This window comes from Mycobacterium sp. E2479, assembly GCF_001667925.1.
Classification (GTDB): Bacteria; Actinomycetota; Actinomycetes; order Mycobacteriales; family Mycobacteriaceae; genus Mycobacterium.
In genome coordinates, this window is record NZ_LZJR01000128.1 from 1 (window position 1) to 17864 (window position 17864).

The following is a 17864-nucleotide window of genomic DNA, read 5'->3' on the forward strand; positions in this document are numbered from 1 at the left end:
CACGACACCTACGCCGACGACGGCGCCATGATCGACAAGGGCGTCGCCTTCGCCTCCAGCCACCTGGCACTGGGCGGGCAGGCTCCGGTCGCGGCGCCGGTGGGCGGGTTTGGCAGCTGAGGCGTCCCTAGCCGGTCGGGGCTTTGGAGTTCAGGAAGGCGACTATCCCCTGGGTGACGGCGTCGGCATATTTCGCCCGGCCGTCCGGACTTTCCATTCGGGCCAGGTCAGCGGCGTTTTTCATGTTGCCCAGTTCGACCAGGACCGCCGGGTACCGGGCCAGGTTCAGTCCCGCGAGGTCGTCGCGACCGTACAGGCCGTCCGAGCCGATGTAGTTGGCCGGCTGTAAACCGGACTGGACCAAGGCATCCCGCATCGCATGCGCCAGCTGCACGGCGGGTCCGGATTGGACGTCGTTGAGCGGCGGGCTGGAGTAGTTCACGTGGAATCCGCTGCCGGACGCAGGCCCACCGTCGGCATGGATGCTCACGATGGCGTCCGGGTGCATGGCGTTGGCCGCCGCGGCGCGCTGGTCGATGCAGGGACCGACGCCGCCGTCGCTGTCGCGCGACAGCTGGGTTCGAACGCCCATCTGGTTCAGTGCATCGTTGATCAATCCCACCACCGCCCAGGTGAACGCGTGCTCGGGATAGCCATCGTCGGCAGCGGCGCCCGACGTTTGACACGGCTTGGTGCCGCCGCGCCCATTGGTGACCTGCTGGTTGATCGACGCGTCATTGACGGCGTTGTGACCCGGGTCGAGAAACACCGACATCCCGGCCACCCCGGCCTTTGCCCGCGGGGTCGGCAGCAGTGCGCCGGCGGCGGCGATCACCGGCATCACACCGGCGACCTTCAGGACGTCGCGGCGGGCAACGGATCGCAGCCCACTTAGGCGATCACTCACCGCGCGATGGTAGCAATTCGCCCTTCGGCCGAGCCGCGGCGGTTGATGGTGCTGGTCGAAATGTACTGGCGTGCAATGGCATCGCGATCAGCCGCGCCCCGCGCGGGCGAGCAAACCTCGGAGTCATTCTCGCCGCCGGATGTCGACGTACTAAAAGGTATGTTACGGTCGGCGGCATGTCCGTGGTCGAAAGCCGCCCTCTGCACGGCGTCACCGACGAGTTCGTCGCACGGCTGGCCGATCGCGCCGACGAGGCCGAGCGATTGCGGCGCCTACCCGCTCCGACCATCAGCGACTTCAGGCAGACCGACCTGTTTCGGTTGCTGCTGCCCGCCCGGTTCGGCGGCATCCAGGCCTCGTTTCCCGAACTCCTGCAACCGATTCGGCGGATGGCGCATGGCTGCGCATCGAGCGCCTGGACGCTCGGTTTCTACGCGCTGCACAACTGGATGCTGTCACTGTTCGATCCGCGCGCTCAGGACGAGGTTTTCGCGTCGGGCCCGGTGCTGGCGCCGGCTCCCCTGGCTCCCACCGGCCGCGGCGTCCCGGCCGACGGCGGAGTCCGCCTGACCGGCAGGTGGTCGTGGGCGACGGGCGCGATGGATGCCGATTGGGTGATCGTCGGCGTGCTCATCGAAAGGCAAGACCGGATCGATCCGGCGTTGGCCGTGCTGCCCGCCGAGCAGGCCGAGGTCGTCGACACCTGGCACACGGCCGGCATGCGCGGTACGGGCTCGCACGATCTCGTCATCACCGACGCGCTGGTGCCCGAGCATCGATTGGTCGCCGTGGCCGACATCTACGCCGGAACGGCACCGGGCGCGCGCGAGCACGGCGTCCCGACGTATCGGTGGCCGATGGTTCCGGCGCTGGCGCTGACGGCATCCATGCCGGTGCTCGGGGCCGCGGAGCGGGTGACCGAACTGTTCGCTGAACGGCTCAGCGGGCGCGTGCTGGCCTACAGCGGGGTGGCGCAAAAGGATCAGCCGGCTGCGCAGATCCGGCTGGGCGAGGCCCGGGTACGGCTGAATTCGCTGCGGGCATTGGTGGCCAAGACCGCCGACGACATCGAGGCGATTGTGGTCAGCGGGGAACGGGTGAGCCGATCGGTGCGGGCCGACGCCCGGCTGGCGGCCGCGCGCACCGTGCACGAAAGTCGCGCGATCATCGCCGATCTCATGGAGGCCTCCGGCGCCAGCGTGCACTTCCTGTCGAACCCCATGCAGCGCGCCAAGCGCGACGTGGACATCGCCGCGGGGCACGTCGTGTTCGATTACGACACCAGCCGGGAGTTGGCCGGGGCGTTGGCGATCGGTGCGAAGATTTCACCCATCGCCATGATTTGAGTTGTCCGTCTCGCCCAGCATCAGGGCCAGGAACCGTTCGCGCTGCGACACCGACTGGGCCTGCTCGGCCGAGCTGGTGAGATGCAGCAGTCCGATTCCGGCCGCGAAGGTCAGTTCAGCGCGCAGCCGGGCGTCCTCGAGGCTGAAACCGTAGTCGCTATAGGCCTTTATCACGGTGCGCAGCAGGAGCCGGTCGGTGGCGCGGATGCTTTCGGCGGCCACCGGGTCCACGCGGGCCCACTCGCGCATCGCCCGCTCGAGCATCCAGTACTGCGGGCTGACCAGGGTTCGGGTCAGGGCCGACAGCCGTTCCCGGGGTGGCAGCCCGTCGAGCTCGCACAGCGCTTGGCGGTCCCGTTCGAGGAACTTGTTCCACGACTCGACCAGCGCGGCCCGATACTGCTCGATGTCCTCGAAGTGCCAGTAGAAGCTGCCGCGCGTGACGCCCGCCTGCTGGCAGAGGCGCTCGACTTTGAGTGCGCGCACCCCCTCCTCGGCGAGAACGGTATAACCCACCTCGAGCCAGTCTTCTGCGGACAGGCGGGTCGAAGGCTGCTTTCGCACCACCACACCATGCAGGTTACGGGAGGCGTTCCTGGCTCGTCGGCGGAACCGGGAGTCGGGCGGTGTCGTCGAGGTCGACGTCGAGCGCGTTGAGCATCAGCGCCAGGCCGGCATATCGGCTGATGACCATCAACGCTTCCATGGTGGCCTCCGAGCCGAGGGCAGTGTGCACCTGGTCGAACAGCGGGGCCGCGACGCGGCGGGAAGTCACCAGCTCGGTCGTCAGGCGCAGCACCGCCAGCTCGGTGGAGTCGAATTGTCCCGTTTGCCAATCGGACTCGGAGGTGACAGCGTCGATGGTGGCGGTGTCTACTCCGACCGTTTGCGCGACGTCTCGGTGTTGTCCCAGTTCGTATGCGCACTCCATGAGATAGGCGGTGCGCAGCACGATCAGTTCGCGAAGCCTTCTCGGCAACACTGGGCTGGTCAGGGCGGCGTCGCCGGCCACCATCCAGCCGGTGAACACCTTCTCGGCGTTGGCCAGTGCGCGGTAGACGTTGAGATTGCCCCGCCGCACGGTCAATTCGCGGGCGAGTTCGGTCATGTCTTCGGGCCGGCGATAAGGGACGCGGGTCATTTCGCGTCGATGTCGAGGTCGACGGCGTTGAGCACCAGCGCCAGGCCGTAGTAACAGCTGACGATCATCAGCAATTCGGTGAGCGCCTCGTCGCCAAGCAGGGTGTGGGCAGTGGCGAAGGTGTCGTCGCTGAGCCGGCGGGTGGTGCACAATTCTGTGACGGTGTCGATGACGGTGCGTTCGTCGTCGCTGAATCCGGCCGCGTCCAGGTCCGCGTTGTTTTGTAGGGCGTCGATTTGTTGGTCGTTGAGTCCCGCCCTGCGGGCGAAGATCACGTGCTGGGCGAGTTCATAGGGCGAGTCCTGCAGATGCGCCACCCGCAGAATAATGACTTCGCGCATCCGTGGGGTGAAGGTGGGGCTCTCGAAAAGCTGGCCGGCCATCTGTGCCCATCCGTCAAACACGTTGGGGGCGTTGGCCAGCAGTCGTAGGACGTTGAGGGTGTCGGGACGCGTCAGCAGCTCCCGGATTTGTTCCGGTTGTCCGTCCGCGCTGGCCAGAGACATTCGCGTCATCCGCCGAGGCCCTTTCTCGTCCAGGAAGGATCCCTCGACTGTAGTGAACACCTCGGTTCGGATGTATAGAGCGTTGCCGAAAACTGCTAGCTCATGTGCTATCGCTTTCGGGCTCTACCCGCGGACCCGGCGCCCACTGCACGGCCACTTCGATTGCGTTTGATTGCGAGTTATTTCGCTTTCGCGCCGTCGCCGACCGTCATTTGGTCACGATAGCCGAGTTGTAGTTAGGGGCCCACGCCTGATCGAAGACCGCGATGGGAACCTGCTCGTCGCGGCCTGTACTGATGCCGCTGTCGTTGAGATGCACCACACCAGCCTTGCTGTCAATGCCGGTGACCACCACGAAGTGGTTCGCAGAGTTTCGCTTCCCGGGCCGGTTCCAAATTGTTTCGGCATTGAGGATGACGATGACCTTGTGGTTCCCGCCCAACTTGCGCGCCACAGCGTCGGTATCGGTCTGAATGTTGTCGGCTCTGATCCAGTAGTGCCACAGCAGTACCGGAAGGTCGGCGATATTGGTTGTGCCCGCTGGCTTCCAAATCGGCCCGTGACCCGCTGTGCTGGGTGTGTTTTCGGCCAAAGTGATCATCTGCTGCTCTGTTGGTTCGCGTCCCGTAATCTGGCCGACCACATCGGCCACCGCCATTTCCCCACAGTCGGAACCGCGTTGCTCGCGCCAGTAGGGCGCGGCGGCGACGGGATCGCCATACATTCCCAACTCATGGTCGGCGTCGGGGACGGGAGCGCCCGGGTTGGCGTGCACCCCAGCGGCCAGAATCACCGGCGCCGCAGCAATCGTGGCGGACAACAAAGCGACCCGGCCGACCGTTCGTGCGGCGCCGGCGACCTTTGCCCGCGTAGTGCTCGTCATGGGTGTCCGCTCCGGGGCCGCCGCGACGGCGTGTAAATGTGACGAAAGAGGTGCAGGTTGTGGCCCTGGACGGAGATTGACAGAAAGTTGGCGCAAATACCCCACCGACACGCAGGTAGTTATCAATCGGGTAGCCGTAAGGCCCCAGAGTGCGCGGCGCACGACGAGCACCCCGGCGGCCAGTGCGAGCTCAGACGGCTTGGGGCGCATTGGCTTCCGGTCGTGGAAGTCGTGCTGAGTTGCTGTCTGCGCTCGCGAGAGGCAACCGCGTCACGGCTACGACCTTAGGTATTGCGGTATGCGCAGGAGGTCGCGTTAGTACTCTAGAGCGCTGTCAAACGCCTTCCGCGTTGCTTTGATGACGCCTCGTGCCATTAGAAAGTTTCCGCCACCGCCAATGGCAACTCCAAGACCGAACGGCGCCGCGCACCCAAGCACGATGATTCCACGCTTCGTCCCGTACTTGGTGATGAAGTGCCTACCAAGAACACGGTTGATCCGATTGATGGTCTCCATCGGCACCGCCCGCACGCTGCGCGCGCCAAGGTGAGATCCCGTTCGTCCGGCAGCTTTGGAGACACCCCCCGCCATCCCGCCGCCCGTTAGGACCATCAGGAGCAGGGCATGTTGCCGCTCATAATTTTCGACGCGTATCCCATAGATACTCGCCACAGCCAGCACGTGCGCGGCGCTAGCCGTAAGGAAGAAGCCTCCGTCACCAACTCCGCTGGCAAGCGCAGCGACAGTGCCGGCCCCAGGTGCGGCTGCGACACCACCTGTTGCGGCGCCCGTGGTTGTTACAGTCGTTGAGAATAAGGTTTCGAGCTTTTTGATCCGAACCTCGTCAGCTGCGTCGGGGTACTGCGCACGCAACTTATCGACGGCGCCGCCTGCCAACTTGGATGCTTGTTCGGCGACGACCGACGGGGGCGCCGAATTACTTCAACCACAGCCAACCGGTCCGCGGGCGGCGGCGCGTCGAGTCCCGCACTGACGCCGATCGATGAACCACTTGTCTGGCCGGTAGATACCGGATTCGTGTGTTACCCCCGTCGGGGGGACCGCCACACCCCCGTCGGGGGCATGCCAAGGGTTATGGCTATCGGATTCGGCATCGAGGCGGCGGCCTCGTCATCGGGGATTGCTTCGACCACCGTCGGCCATCTGTGCTTCAGATCTTTAACCGACTGGCGCTGCGATGTACATAATTATCACGCCACAACCGCCCGCGACGCCATGAACACTTCGGTCGGCATAGGCTGACGCAGCCGCCAGGTAATCGCCATTGGCCGGTCACCTTCGTGCGAAACGTAGTCAGCAGGGCCGAGGAACACATACGGCGCCGTGCCTAAGGCGTCGGTCTTGGTCTCCCGGACGAACAAGAGTACGTGCGAGCCACCTTGTCGGTGATTGATGTAGCGCTGCCCCGTCTTCGACATTGCAGAGGTGGTCGACTGCGATTCCCAATGGAAAAGGTTGGAGCTAAGCGCGAAGTCGCGATACATCGTCGTTGGTGAGTAATCGGTTGAAGTCTTCCTCAGGGTGATCAGGAAGGCATCAGTGTTTGTCGATTCACACCATGCCACACCCTCACGCATGGTGCTCGGTGTACGCCGCAGCGAAGCAAATTCAAGAGCAGCTAGGATCTCTTCGCGTGAGTAGCTTGCGTGTACTCCCAGCGGCACATCGGCCAACGACGTAATGAGCTCCCCTAAGGGGTAGGTGCTGCGCCGCGCGGCGTCGAAAGCAAGGTCGATGACCTGACGCATCTCGTCGACCACAGGCTCGTTCTTCAACGCTGCGAGGCCTGCTGCCACGCTGTCGAACCGGCCGCCGTCGGGAAACAGTGAGAAGAAAAGCATCTCGGCCAGCCGCTCGTCAGATCTATTGTCGCGCCGAGCGTCTCCATTCAGGATTGCGAGGTAAGCAGCACGACGACGCCGGTCATCGACGTGCGCGAGCGCGCGGACACGCTTAATTAACTCACGTTCGCGCGGACCGGGCGCGCCAATAGGCTTGCCGGCGTCGCGGCACAACGTCGTCCACGACCTACCGGTGCGCAGCACATCTTCCAGGCCGCGGCCAGAATCATCGAGGTAAGAGCCAAGTTCGTCATTGGGGTGCGCGCGCACCTCGGAGACCAGTGCCGCCCACCGCGGCGCTAACTGCTGGCGGATGTTTTGCAGGACCAGCTCCTGCGACACCGAGTCCAGCACGATCTGGCTCCCTGATGGCAGGAATGGGAAACCCTGCTCCACTTGCCGCATCAGCTGTTTGCGGCCCAGCCCTGTCAACGCGCGAAAGCGTTGGTCAAAGCGGAACTCACGACGTTGGTGCCCAACGAAATCCAAGGCGGTGAGCACTGTTTTGCCCTCCGTCAACCGCAGACCACGGCCAAGTTGCTGTAGGAAGACGGTGGCACTCTCGGTGGGTCGGAGAAACAACACTGTGTCGACCTCAGGAATGTCGAGCCCTTCGTTGAACAGGTCAACGGCGAAGAGAACGTTAATCCTTCGCTCGCGTAAGTCTTTTAGTGCCGCCTGCCGTTCGGCGGTCGCAGTGTCCGCTGACACCGCTCGGGCCGGTACCCCCGCGGCGACGAATCGATCCGCCATGTAGCGGGCGTGCTCGACGCTCACGCAGAAACCTAGAGCACGCGTCGCGGCCACATCGGGCACCTTGTCCCGAAGTTCCTTGAGCACAATCCGCGTCCGGGCATCGTTGCCCGTGTAGAGATTGCTAAGTGCCGATAGCTCGTATCCGCCGCGCCTCCATTGCAAGTCATCCAGGTCGACACCGTCATGAATCCCGAAGTAGTGGAACGGGCACAACAGGTGCTGCTCAAGCGCATCCCAGAGTCGAAGTTCGGCGGCCACTCGCCAGTCAAAGAGCTCTCGCACGTCCACCCCGTCGCCGCGTTCGGGCGTTGCGGTCAGGCCCAAAAGTTCAAGGGGCCGGACATGATTCAGCAGCCGCCGATATGACGCGGCCTCCGCGTGGTGGAACTCATCGATCACCACCACGTCGAAGTGGTCGGACTCGATGGCGGCGAGTCGTTCAGCGGACAATGACTGGATGCTGGCGAAGACATGGCGCCAGCGATTCGGCAGGTCTCCGCCTACAAGCAGTTCACCGAAGGTCGACTCGGTCAGCACCTCCTGATACATCCGCCGTGCCTGCGTGAGGATTTCCTTGCGGTGAGCCACGAAGAGCAGCGTCAAGTCGCGCCCGTGCCGTTCTTTCACGAGCCGGCGATAATCCAGTGCGGCGACCACAGTCTTCCCTGTCCCGGTGGCGGCCACGATCAGGTTGCGATGCCGATCATGCAGCGTCCGCTCTGCGTCAAGTTCCTCGAGCATCTCTGCCTGGAACGGCTTCGGGTGCACCTCGAGACCGGAAAGGGTAACTGCGAGACCGTCCCTTTGGCGTCCACCGGCGGCGATGTCAAGGGCCGCCCGCAACCGTTCGCCATCCGACGACGGCTCATAAGGGTTGAATTCCGTGTTTTCCCAGTATGATTCGAAGGTCGCGCGAAACTTATCCAGCAGATGCGGCGTCGACACCGCCGAGAGTCGCACATTCCACTCCAGCCCATCGACTAGTGCGGCGTGCGACAGGTTGCTCGACCCTACATACGCGGTGTGGAAGCCAGTGTTGCGGCGCAGCAACCACGCCTTGGCATGCAGTCGTGTGCGCTGTGTTTCGTAGTTGACCCGCACCTCGGCACCGAACTCCTCGACTAAAGCGTCAAGGGCGCGCGCGTCGGTGGCGCCGAGGTAGGTCGTCGTAATGACCCGCACGGGAACGTTACGCAGTCGCAGGTCATTCAGTTCATCTGCTAACAACCGCAAACCCTGCCACTTAACGAACGCGCATAGCAGATCCACCTGATCGGCGCTGGCAAGTTCGGCGCGCAACTCGGCAGCCAACGTCGGCTCGTTGTGCGCGTTGGTCATCAACGCTGTGTCCGACAACGGAGTGACGGGCCGAAGTAAAGGGACGGCACCGAGCCGGTCCACTCTCATGACCTCGTCGAGTCGCTCGATCCTCCCGGGCTCGCGTTGATACATCGCCTCGGAGATCACATCTTGGTTAGGCAGCGCCGCCAGTATCCGGTGCGCCAGTTCGACTCGGTCTTCTGCTGTTGCAGCTGCGCGAAGCGAGCGCTCGATGAGCGGCGTGAGATGTCGTGCGATAGCCAGCGGCTGCTCGCCGTCATCGACCGGGCTTATTTCCGAATGAAGGTCAGACCGCCCGGCGAGTTCTCGATTCAACCGTTCTGTCAATAACCATTCGTAGAGGCCCTCATGCACGTCGGGGAGCGTAGCGGATCAACCCGACAAAGAAGCCGAAATTGGTCTGCCCCGCACGGCCAACATTCGGCGAATGCACTCAGCCATGGTCACTTCAGATCCAATAGAGACTCACGGCGATACGGTGCTCTCTATCACGCCCCCACTGTCCCGCACTCTTCTCAAGACCGTGGCGACAACCCACTTTTAGCCGCAAGCAAACATCGCAAGCTGACTGCGTTGCGCTTCGCTGACTACTAACAGCGGGTTGTTCGCAGCTGGGTAAATCTGGGCCTGATCCCACTGTGCCCTACGCACGCTGGTTGCGATGCCGATTTTCACACCGCGCTCCATAAGCTCACGGTGAAGGCGCTGGGCGTCGAACTAGAAGACAGCGTCAATACAGAAGGGCCTGAGAGTGCCGCGAGACGACACGGGTGCTCCTTTAGTGCCGGTAAAGACAAGGTAGTAGTCCAACGGCGCATTTGGATTGATGTCGAGCACGCCCTCCAGTTTCGTGTAAGCCTTTACATTCACGGTTCGGCCGCCGAGAACCCCGCCGGTGAAATGGCCGTCGTAGCCGGCAGCGTTTGCCGCAGCCTCCAGCTTGATGCCGAAGACTCGAGCTGCAATCCACTCACCGATGCTTCCGGTATTGACCGGGCGATCCAATAGGCGACCCAACCGCGTGTCGAGAGCATTGCGCTCCCGAAGTAGCACTGCTAGTTCAGCCAGCTCAGCATCCTGGTGTTCGTCCACGCCGCATAGCTGGCACGAACGACTGACAGGCCAACTGCGCACCCGATACAGTGTCTTTGGCTGGTGTCCGACTGACAGCTCAAATTGTTTGGACAGCTGTCGGACAGGTGCATTTGCTACGGCTGCGCCGGCAACGCCGCCAACCACCCATCCGAAAGCAACTCCAGCAATTGCCCATCCGGGTCCCGGATCATCGCCATCGCCTCACCCACGGTCGCGTCGACCACCGTTCCCCCGAACTCCGCAACCTTCCCCAACACCCCAGGAAGGTCGGACACCGAGAACGAGATGTGCGTCAGCCCGATTTGATCCATCACCCGCTCCGAGCCGGCGTGAACCTGCCGCTTCGAGTAGTCCATCAGCTCCAGCACCAAGCCGTCGCGCACCAGATACGTCGCGTGCACGCCGAGCGGCTCGGGCAGTCCTACCAGCTGGGAGGTCGGGCCGTCGGGCGGGTCGAGTTCCCACCAGAACTGGAACCCCAGCAACCCCTCGTAGAAGCGGCGCGACCGCTCGCGGTCCGTGACGCATAACCCAACGTGATTGAAAACCGTCCGATGGCTCGTCATGACACCCTTTCCGCAGCAAATCGACCCAAGCGGTCACGCCGGCCGGCCTCGAAGCCGCTTCCACCACCCAGCCCAAACGCGTAATAATGCAAAGATAATAAGCGCACCGCCGAGCAGGCAGATCACCTTCCGTTGGAGGGCTTTTCGATGGCCACACGTCCGAACGTCAGTGCCGACGCAATCGTTGACTTCGACCATCATTCCGACGCCTTCAACCTCAACGAGCTCGCCGTCAACGCCGACCTGCGGCAGCGATGTCCGGTGGCGTGGAACGAGAACTACGGCGGGTTCTGGTTCCTCAGCAGCTACGACGCCGTCAGCCAAACCGCCCGCAACGGAGGCACTTTCGCCCACAAATACGAGCCCAACGCCGAAGACGGCGTCGACTATCAGGGCGAGATGGGCGTCCCCCGCCCCGAAGGCCAGCCGGCCCTCGGCATCGGCGAGGTCGATGGCCCCTACCACCAAGCGCTACGGCACGCTCTGGCGCCGTTCTTCTCCCCCGGCGCCGTCGAGAAGCTCAAGCCCTTCATGGAGCAATCCGCGCACTGGTTCCTCGATCAACAAGTAACTAAAGGGCACATGGACCTGGTGCTCGACTATGCCAGCCCGGTCCCGGCGATCCTCACGATGAAGCTGATGGGCCTGCCCTACGACAACTGGCACCTGTACGCCAACCTCTTTCACTCCGTCATGGCCGTCCCCCAGGACAGCGACGAGTACGCCAACGCGATCGCCAAAGTGCCCGCCATGATGGAAGAGGTCCTCGAGTTCGCCGCCAACCGACGGGCCGATGCCCGAGAAGACTTGACCAGCTTCCTCATTCACTTCGAATTCGACGGCCACCGCCTCACCGACGAGCAGCTGCTCAACATCCTGTGGAACCTCATCGGCGGCGGTGTCGACACCACCACCTCCCAGACCGCGCTGACCCTGCTGCACCTGGGCACCCACCCGGAGACCCGACAGCAACTCATCGACCACCCCGAGCTGTACCGCACCGCCACCGACGAGTTCCTGCGCTACTTTTCGGTCAACCAAACCCTCAGCCGCACAGTCACTCACGACGTCGTCCTCGCCGGCCAACGCCTGCGCAAGAACGACCGCGTCGTCATCAGCTGGCTCTCGGCCAACCACGACGAAAACGAATTCGACCGCCCCGATCAGATCATCCTCGACCGCACACCCAACCGCCACGTCGCCTTCGGGCTGGGCCCACACCGCTGCATCGGCTCGCACCTGGCCCGGTTGATGTCCGGCGTGCTGGTCAAGGCCGTCCTCGATCGCCTCCCCGACTACCAGGTCGACGTCGAGAACGTCCACCAATACCTGGGCAACCCGAGCATGACCGGCCTGGGCAAGCTCCCGGTCACGTTCACACCGGGGCAGACCCGGGAAACGCCACGCCCATGGTGACCCACCCTTAACGCACGGCCAAGACCGGCCATCGGTGCCGCACACCTTTGAGTTCGTGGCGACCGCGGTCTTCGAAGGCAATCCGTGACCCGAGGACCAGCGGCGGAACCGCCCCGGACACCAGCACCTCGTCGGGCCCGGCGAGCGCCATGATGCGCGCAGCGATATGGACCGCGATGCCATGCACATCGTGGTCGATCATCTCCACCTCGCCGGTATGCAGACCGGCCCGGATGTTGAGCCCTAAATCCTGCACCGCATCTCGAATGGCGCACGCACAGTTGATCGCTCGGGCCGGGCCGTCGAACGTCGCCAGTGCACCGTCGCCGGTGAACTTGATGACTTCGCCCCGTGCGCCCAACACATATTTCTCCACGATCTCGTTGTGCGCGGCGAGGGCCGCGGCCCAGGCCTCATCACCGAGCGCTTCGGCGCGTTCGGTCGATCCCACGATGTCGGTGAACAACACCGTCGACAGCACCCGGTTGGTCGCCGCGGCCGCACGCGAGCCGGTGACAAACGATTCGATCTCGTCGAGCACCCGGTCGCAGTCGCCGGCGAACCACACATTGTCTTCCCCATCGAGCTCGATCAGTCGAGCATTCGGAATCCGCTCGGCGACAAAGTGAGCGTGCGCGCCGGTCACGTGGCGGTCATCGCGGCGATGGAGCACCAGCGTCGGCGCCTGGACGCTGTCGAGCACGGCCCGAATGTCGGTGCGCAGGAACAGGTTAAAGATGGCTTTGAAGTAGCCGGGCCCGCCGGCCAGGCGCTCGCCGCGAGCAAACCAGCGCTGCTTGCCGGCATCACCGCTCCAACTTGGGGCCAAAAGATCAGCGACGGCACCGGTGCCGACGGTGTCGCCGAACGAGTCGACGTATCGGCTAAACGCCGGTTCGGGCATCCCCTGCGGATAATCGGCGGCCCGCAAAAACCGCGCGTAAGGGCTGAAGAGCACCAGCGAGCGGACGCGCTGCGGATGGGTCGCCGCCAAAAGCAGGACAGGAAGCGCCGACTCCGACATCCCGAACACCGACGCGCACTCGCTGCCGACGGCGTCGAGCACCGCGACCAGCCCGTCCGTCCAAGCCTGCATCGCCGGAAGGTTATGGATCGGCACGGCATCCGAACTTCCCATCCCGAGCAGGTCGGAAATGATCAGCCGGCTGAACGACGCCAGGTGGCGCAGGTGGCCCGCGACCGTCGGGTCGTCCCACAGCAAGTCGATGGGGAACGTCGCGGTGGGGACGAAAAGCAGGTCGGATCCGTTGTCAGAGACCAGTTGATAAGCGAGGTGGACATCGCCATCTCGCGCATAGACCGTTTGGGGGACGGCCGCCATGGTAGAAGCATGCCACTTCACACCCGCTCAGTGAGGCATCATGCGCAGCAAAGCGCCCGAATCGCTCAAAGCACTTGCGCCACAACGCCCGCGATCAATTCGTCGGGGGCTTGAACAATCCCGACAGCGCTCAGTTGGCCACCGATGGCAAGCGACGCGATGCCGTGCACCAGCGACCAGAGCGGCGCGGCCACGTCTCGCGGGTCCTGAGCCCCGACGATCCCCGCCTCCTGGCACTTGGCGATCGCGTCGAGCAGGTCGCCGAACGCCTGCTCACCGGCGACCGCCAGGCCCGGCTGCTCGGCCTTCAGCGACTCCGCGCCGAACATCACCTGATAGTGGTCGGGATGGGCAATCGCCCATTGCACATACGCCCGGCCGAGCTCGACCACCCGCTCCTTCGGATCCAAGACGCGCTCGGCGGCCGCAGCGAGGTCGGCGTGCAACGCGTGAAATCCCTGTTCGGCGACGGCGGCCAGCAGCTCGGCCTTATCGGCGAAGTGCCGGTACGGGGCCGCGGCGCTGACCCCGGCTCGTCGCGCCGCCTCGGTCAGGGTGAATCCCTTCGGCCCCTTCTCGGCCACCAGCGAGAGCGCGGCGCTGGTCAGCGCGCGTTTGAGGTCGCCGTGGTGGTAGCTCTGGCGCCGCCTGACGGCCGCCCGCTGCACTGCCATGTTGACGATATTAACATTAATGTCTATGTTAATGCTATTCACATCGGCGACCCAGGAGGCGACATGTCGAATCCGCTCGAAACCACATCCACGCTCGCTGGCACCCGGGACCGTGAGAAGACGGCCGACCTACTCGGTCAGGCGCTCGCCCAGGGCTACCTGCAGGTCGACGAGTACGACCAACGGCTGCAATCGGTGTTCCAGACGCACACGGCCGAAGAACTGCGCGAACTCACCGCGGGCCTCCCGGTCGATCGCATCCGGCGTCACGATCCCCGCCGGCGTGCCGCTCGCATCGCCGCGGCGCGTCGCGGACTGCGCGCCCACCTTTACGCGTACCTCGCCATGTGCGTCATCGTGCTCACCGTCTGGGCAGCCGTCGCCATGACAACCGACGCGACCTACTTCTGGCCCATCTGGCCCATCCTCGGTGCGGGCATCGGGCTGGTCAGCCACGCTTTATCGGTACCGCGTCGCCCAAAGTCATTGGAAAACGGAATAACTCATTAGATCATGCAGAAATCAGTGGCGCCACTTGGGAACTGGCGCGATCTTCGCACAGCAGCTGGTGCGACGGGCCCTCGGACCGATAGGCGACTTTCAAAAGGGCTAGCACATCCGCCAGCACGTTCGAGAAACGTGTCATGGCCGGAAGGCGGTTAGTCACGGGGCCTACACTATGGACGCTGCGCCGAGAGACAAAGCGCTCGTGGTGATTACGACGCGGTAGCGTACTGCAGCACGGGCTCCGACGAATCGACGTGGCCGTAGCTGATGATCCGCAGCCGGTTCGGGCGTACCTCGTAAACCACGCCGTCGACCGGATTGGTGACGTCGAACCCGTCCTCGACCCGCTCGGCATTGGAAAGCTCGATGTGGGCACCGTCGCGAATCCGCTCGCCGCGATAATAATAAGTCCCACTGAGGTTTTGACACACCACTGCCAACGACTTGCTCGTTCGCACCACGGCGGCCGGCGGATTACCCGGATCGCAGCGGGCGGTCTCGCCCACGAACCCCAACCCATCGGCGCCCTTCACCGGACGCGACAGTGTCGGCGTCAGCGGTGGCACGGAGGTCGTCGGGGCCGGAGGCGCCGCCTCAACCGTTTGCGACGGCGGCGAGGCCGAACCGTTGTGATGAGTTGCACCAACCAGATTCACCGATAACAGCAGCCCGGCGATCAACATGACTGCCGCCACCGCCGCCACCACGACGGGTGTGCGGCCGATCGCCGGCCAATGCCACGCCGACCTGGAGGCGGCGGGCGGCTCGGGGCGGTCAGCGGGCGCATCGAGCTCCGCAAGGGGGGCGGTCGGCAATGGATGCGTCTTCGGGGGACCGCTTCGCCCGGCCGCGGCACCCACGGGTTCGTAGGCGGCGAACACCGCCTCACTGGCGGCCCGGGCAAGCTCACCCGCGGAAGCGAACCGCGCCGCGCCCTGCTTGGCCATGCCCCGGGTGATGATGTCGTCGTACTCCCGGCCGACGCCGCGGCGCATGATGCTCGGCCGGGGCGCCGGCGCCAATATGTGCGCGCGCTTCAGCTCCCCCGCGTCCTCGCTTTCGAACGGCGGTTGGCCGGTGAGGCATTCGTAAAGCACACACGTCAACGAGTAGACGTCGGTCTGCGGTCCCACGCGTCCGGTGGTGAATCGCTCGGGCGCCATGTAGGTCCGCGAGATTTTCTCGTCGCCGGCGGCCTGGGCGGTGCCGAAGTCGGCAAGGTAGGTGAAGTGGTCGTGGGTGAGCAGGATGTTCTCAGGCTTGACGTCGAGGTGCAGCAACCCACCGGCATGCGCGGCGTCCAGCGCACGCGCCACTTGCGCGGTGATCGACGCGGCACGCGACGGTTCCAGCCCGCCCTGCTCGCGCAGCAGGTCCTTGAGGCTGCCGCCGTCATCGACCAGGAGCATATCGATGAACGGCACGCCTTCGATCTCGCCGAAGTCATGCAGCGGCAGGACATGTGGCTCCTGCAGCCGCGTCACCTTTCGGCACTCGCGCCAAAGACGTTGCTGGAAGCCAGGGTCCGCTGCCGTCTCGCCACGTAAGAGCTTGAGCGCGACCATCCGGTCTTTAACCGTGTCGTACGCGCGGTAGACCTCGCCCATGGCCCCGGTGCCGATCAGTGAGCGCAGCTCGTACGGCCCGAACCGGGTACCGAGCCGCGAACCGCGGGACGAGGAGGTCACTGCCGCACTCCTTTCTCAAGACAGTCCAGGTCGCGAGTTCCCGAATTGGGCGCCGACATAACGTGCGCAGCCTCACGCGTGTCGCTACTCCGAGACATCGCCGAGGGCCGCTATCGTTCGCCGGCCGGGATGACCAACAGCGACACGGCGCCAGTGCCACCCTAGCGGCAGCGGCACCGTCCAGTCTCGAGCCGCACGCCCCGATACAGTGACTAAGTGTCCGGCACGTAAGACGGTGAGGCCTTCGATGACCGACATGACGGCGCAGTTCGCGGGGATCGTCGGCGAGCACAACCTGCTCACGGGCGACGCCATCCTCGAGGACTATGCGCACGACGAGGTGCTGACCAAGCCGCCGCAAAAACCGGCATACCTGGCCAAACCCGCGACCGCCGACGAGGTCGCGCGGTTGCTCAAGCTCGCCACGGAAACCCGCGTGGCGGTGACGGCCCGTGGTTCGGGCACGGGCTTGTCGGGCGCGGCGATCCCCCGGGCGGACGGGCTGCTGATCTCCTTCGAGCGCATGAACGCCGTGCTGGAGGTCGACGTCACCAACCAGGTCGCCGTCGTCCAGCCCGGGGTGACGCTCACCGAACTGGACGACGCGACCGCCGGCACAGGGCTGCGGTACATGGTGCACCCGGGCGAGCTGTCGTCCAGCGTCGGCGGCAACGTCGGCACCAACGCCGGCGGCATGCGCGCGGTCAAGTACGGCATCGCCCGCCACAACGTGCTCGGGCTGCAGGCCGCGCTGCCCACCGGCGAGCTCATCCGCACCGGCGGCAAGATCGCGAAGGTCTCCACCGGCTACGACCTGACCCAGCTCATCGTCGGCTCCGAAGGCACCCTGGCCCTGGCCACCGAGGTGACCGTCAAGCTGCATCCGCGGCTGGACCACAGCGCCACCGTCCTCGCCCCGTTCGCCGACTTTGACCAAGTCATGGCAGCGGTGCCCAAGATCCTCGCCAGCGGTCTGGCGCCTTACATCCTGGAGTACGTCGACAACGTGACGATGGCCGCGCTGGTCCATACCCAGAATCTCGAGCTGGGCGTGCCCGATAACATCCGGGACAGCTGTCAGGCCTATCTGGTTGTGGCGCTAGAGAATCGGACCACTGACCGGCTGGACGAGGACGTCGAGAGAACCGGCGAACTGCTCGCCGAGCTGGGTGCGGTGGACGCCTACGTGCTCGAAGGCGGCTCGGCGCGCAAGCTCATCGAGGCGCGGGAGAAGGCGTTCTGGACGCTCAAGGCGCTCAACGCCGACGACCTCATCGACGCAGTGGTGCCGCGCGGCGCGATGCCGAAGTTCCTTTCCGGTGCGCGCGGCCTGGCGGCGGGCGCCGGCGGCGCGGCGGCGGGCTGTGGGCATGCCGGTGACGGCAACGTGCACCTGGCCATCTTCTGCCCGGACGCGGCGATTCGAAAGAAACTGTTGACCGACATCTTCGCGCTCGCAATGGAATTGGGCGGCGCGATCTCCGGCGAACACGGCCTGGGCCGGGCCAAAGCCCCGTACTTCGTGGAGCTCGAGGATCCGGTCAAGGTCGACCTGATGCGCCGGATCAAGGCGAGCTTCGACCCGGCGGGCATCCTCAACCCCGACGTCGCGTTCGCTGCGGGCGACGAGGTGTGAGCCCTCGCCGCCGCCCGAAGTGAACCAGCACACACAACGCGCAGTTGTGCCTTCACAACATATGACCTCTACTGAAGCCCTCGTAGGTAGTGCACCATGGAAATCGCGACCCGTGGGTCCAACGACGAACTTACGGGTGCCCACAGACCCAACTTCATCGCGATGACGCGGCACGATACGCCCGCTCCGCGACCGCAG

At 64.6% G+C, this 17864-nt stretch carries 15 protein-coding genes and 1 pseudogene; 5 read left to right on the forward strand and 11 right to left on the reverse strand.

The window, feature by feature from the left end; genetic code table 11:
* Nucleotides 1-120 (forward strand): annotated as a pseudogene (locus A5686_RS18610) (cutinase family protein); the annotation flags it as partial.
* A gap of 7 nt (nt 121-127) precedes the next feature.
* Here A5686_RS18610 and A5686_RS18615 read toward each other — a convergent pair.
* The gene (locus A5686_RS18615) at nt 128-907 is read right to left on the reverse strand and encodes an Rv3717 family N-acetylmuramoyl-L-alanine amidase (protein ID WP_197520630.1); all 780 of its coding nucleotides are present in this window, start codon (nt 905-907) and stop codon (nt 128-130) included.
* Between the two features lie 176 nt (nt 908-1083).
* On the opposite strand from A5686_RS18615, the gene A5686_RS18620 reads away from it, so the two are divergent.
* Nucleotides 1084-2253 (forward strand): acyl-CoA dehydrogenase, encoded by a 1170-nt coding sequence (locus A5686_RS18620; protein WP_067937357.1) that lies wholly within the window; start codon nt 1084-1086, stop codon nt 2251-2253.
* On the opposite strand, the gene A5686_RS18625 is transcribed toward A5686_RS18620, so the two are convergent.
* The 7 genes from A5686_RS18625 to A5686_RS18660 all read right to left on the reverse strand — a co-directional run bounded on the left by A5686_RS18625 (nt 2233) and on the right by A5686_RS18660 (nt 10403).
* Nucleotides 2233-2769 carry a TetR/AcrR family transcriptional regulator gene (locus A5686_RS18625; RefSeq protein ID WP_197520636.1) on the reverse strand — a complete coding sequence of 179 codons (537 nt, stop codon included), beginning with the start codon at nt 2767-2769 and terminating at the stop codon, nt 2233-2235. The two genes, A5686_RS18620 and A5686_RS18625, sit on opposite strands and share 21 nt — an antisense overlap.
* Before the next feature lie 64 nt (nt 2770-2833).
* The gene (locus tag A5686_RS18630; RefSeq protein WP_067937361.1) at nt 2834-3394 is read right to left on the reverse strand and encodes a carboxymuconolactone decarboxylase family protein; all 561 of its coding nucleotides are present in this window, start codon (nt 3392-3394) and stop codon (nt 2834-2836) included.
* Complete coding sequence (locus A5686_RS18635; RefSeq protein ID WP_197520631.1) at nt 3391-3909, reverse strand: carboxymuconolactone decarboxylase family protein; 519 nt, start codon at nt 3907-3909, stop codon at nt 3391-3393. The genes A5686_RS18630 and A5686_RS18635 overlap by 4 nt, the downstream gene beginning before the upstream one ends.
* Before the next feature lie 199 nt (nt 3910-4108).
* On the reverse strand, nt 4109-4783 hold the full coding sequence (locus A5686_RS18640) for a C39 family peptidase (protein WP_067937363.1): 675 nt from the start codon (nt 4781-4783) through the stop codon (nt 4109-4111).
* Nucleotides 4784-5994: 1211 nt separating this feature from the next.
* The gene (locus A5686_RS18650) at nt 5995-9096 is read right to left on the reverse strand and encodes a DUF3427 domain-containing protein (RefSeq protein WP_067937365.1); all 3102 of its coding nucleotides are present in this window, start codon (nt 9094-9096) and stop codon (nt 5995-5997) included.
* Between the two features lie 363 nt (nt 9097-9459).
* Nucleotides 9460-9834, reverse strand: coding sequence for a hypothetical protein (locus tag A5686_RS18655; protein ID WP_067937369.1), 375 nt, complete (start codon nt 9832-9834; stop codon nt 9460-9462).
* A gap of 116 nt (nt 9835-9950) precedes the next feature.
* Entirely contained in the window at nt 9951-10403 is a 453-nt protein-coding gene (locus A5686_RS18660; RefSeq protein WP_067937370.1) for a VOC family protein, read from the reverse strand.
* 147 nt (nt 10404-10550) lie between these two features.
* On the opposite strand from A5686_RS18660, the gene A5686_RS18665 reads away from it, so the two are divergent.
* On the forward strand, nt 10551-11819 hold the full coding sequence (locus A5686_RS18665) for a cytochrome P450 (RefSeq protein ID WP_067937372.1): 1269 nt from the start codon (nt 10551-10553) through the stop codon (nt 11817-11819).
* 7 nt (nt 11820-11826) lie between these two features.
* On the opposite strand, the gene A5686_RS18670 is transcribed toward A5686_RS18665, so the two are convergent.
* Together A5686_RS18670 and A5686_RS18675 are read right to left on the reverse strand one after the other, a co-directional pair.
* Entirely contained in the window at nt 11827-13161 is a 1335-nt protein-coding gene (locus A5686_RS18670) for an adenylate/guanylate cyclase domain-containing protein (RefSeq protein ID WP_067937373.1), read from the reverse strand.
* A 65-nt stretch (nt 13162-13226) separates the two neighbouring features.
* Nucleotides 13227-13835, reverse strand: coding sequence for a TetR/AcrR family transcriptional regulator (locus A5686_RS18675; protein WP_369829724.1), 609 nt, complete (start codon nt 13833-13835; stop codon nt 13227-13229).
* A 63-nt stretch (nt 13836-13898) separates the two neighbouring features.
* Here A5686_RS18675 and A5686_RS18680 point away from each other — a divergent pair, with 63 nt between their 5' ends.
* Nucleotides 13899-14345, forward strand: a complete 447-nt coding sequence (locus tag A5686_RS18680) for a DUF1707 domain-containing protein (RefSeq protein WP_067937375.1) — start codon at nt 13899-13901, stop codon at nt 14343-14345.
* A gap of 206 nt (nt 14346-14551) precedes the next feature.
* Here A5686_RS18680 and A5686_RS18685 read toward each other — a convergent pair whose 3' ends face one another.
* The gene (locus A5686_RS18685) at nt 14552-16030 is read right to left on the reverse strand and encodes a protein kinase (protein ID WP_067937377.1); all 1479 of its coding nucleotides are present in this window, start codon (nt 16028-16030) and stop codon (nt 14552-14554) included.
* A gap of 247 nt (nt 16031-16277) precedes the next feature.
* On the opposite strand from A5686_RS18685, the gene A5686_RS18690 reads away from it, so the two are divergent.
* Nucleotides 16278-17666: an FAD-binding oxidoreductase gene (locus A5686_RS18690; RefSeq protein ID WP_067937379.1), complete on the forward strand. Its 1389-nt coding sequence runs from the start codon at nt 16278-16280 to the stop codon at nt 17664-17666.
* The last annotated feature ends 198 nt before the right edge of the window (nt 17667-17864 follow it).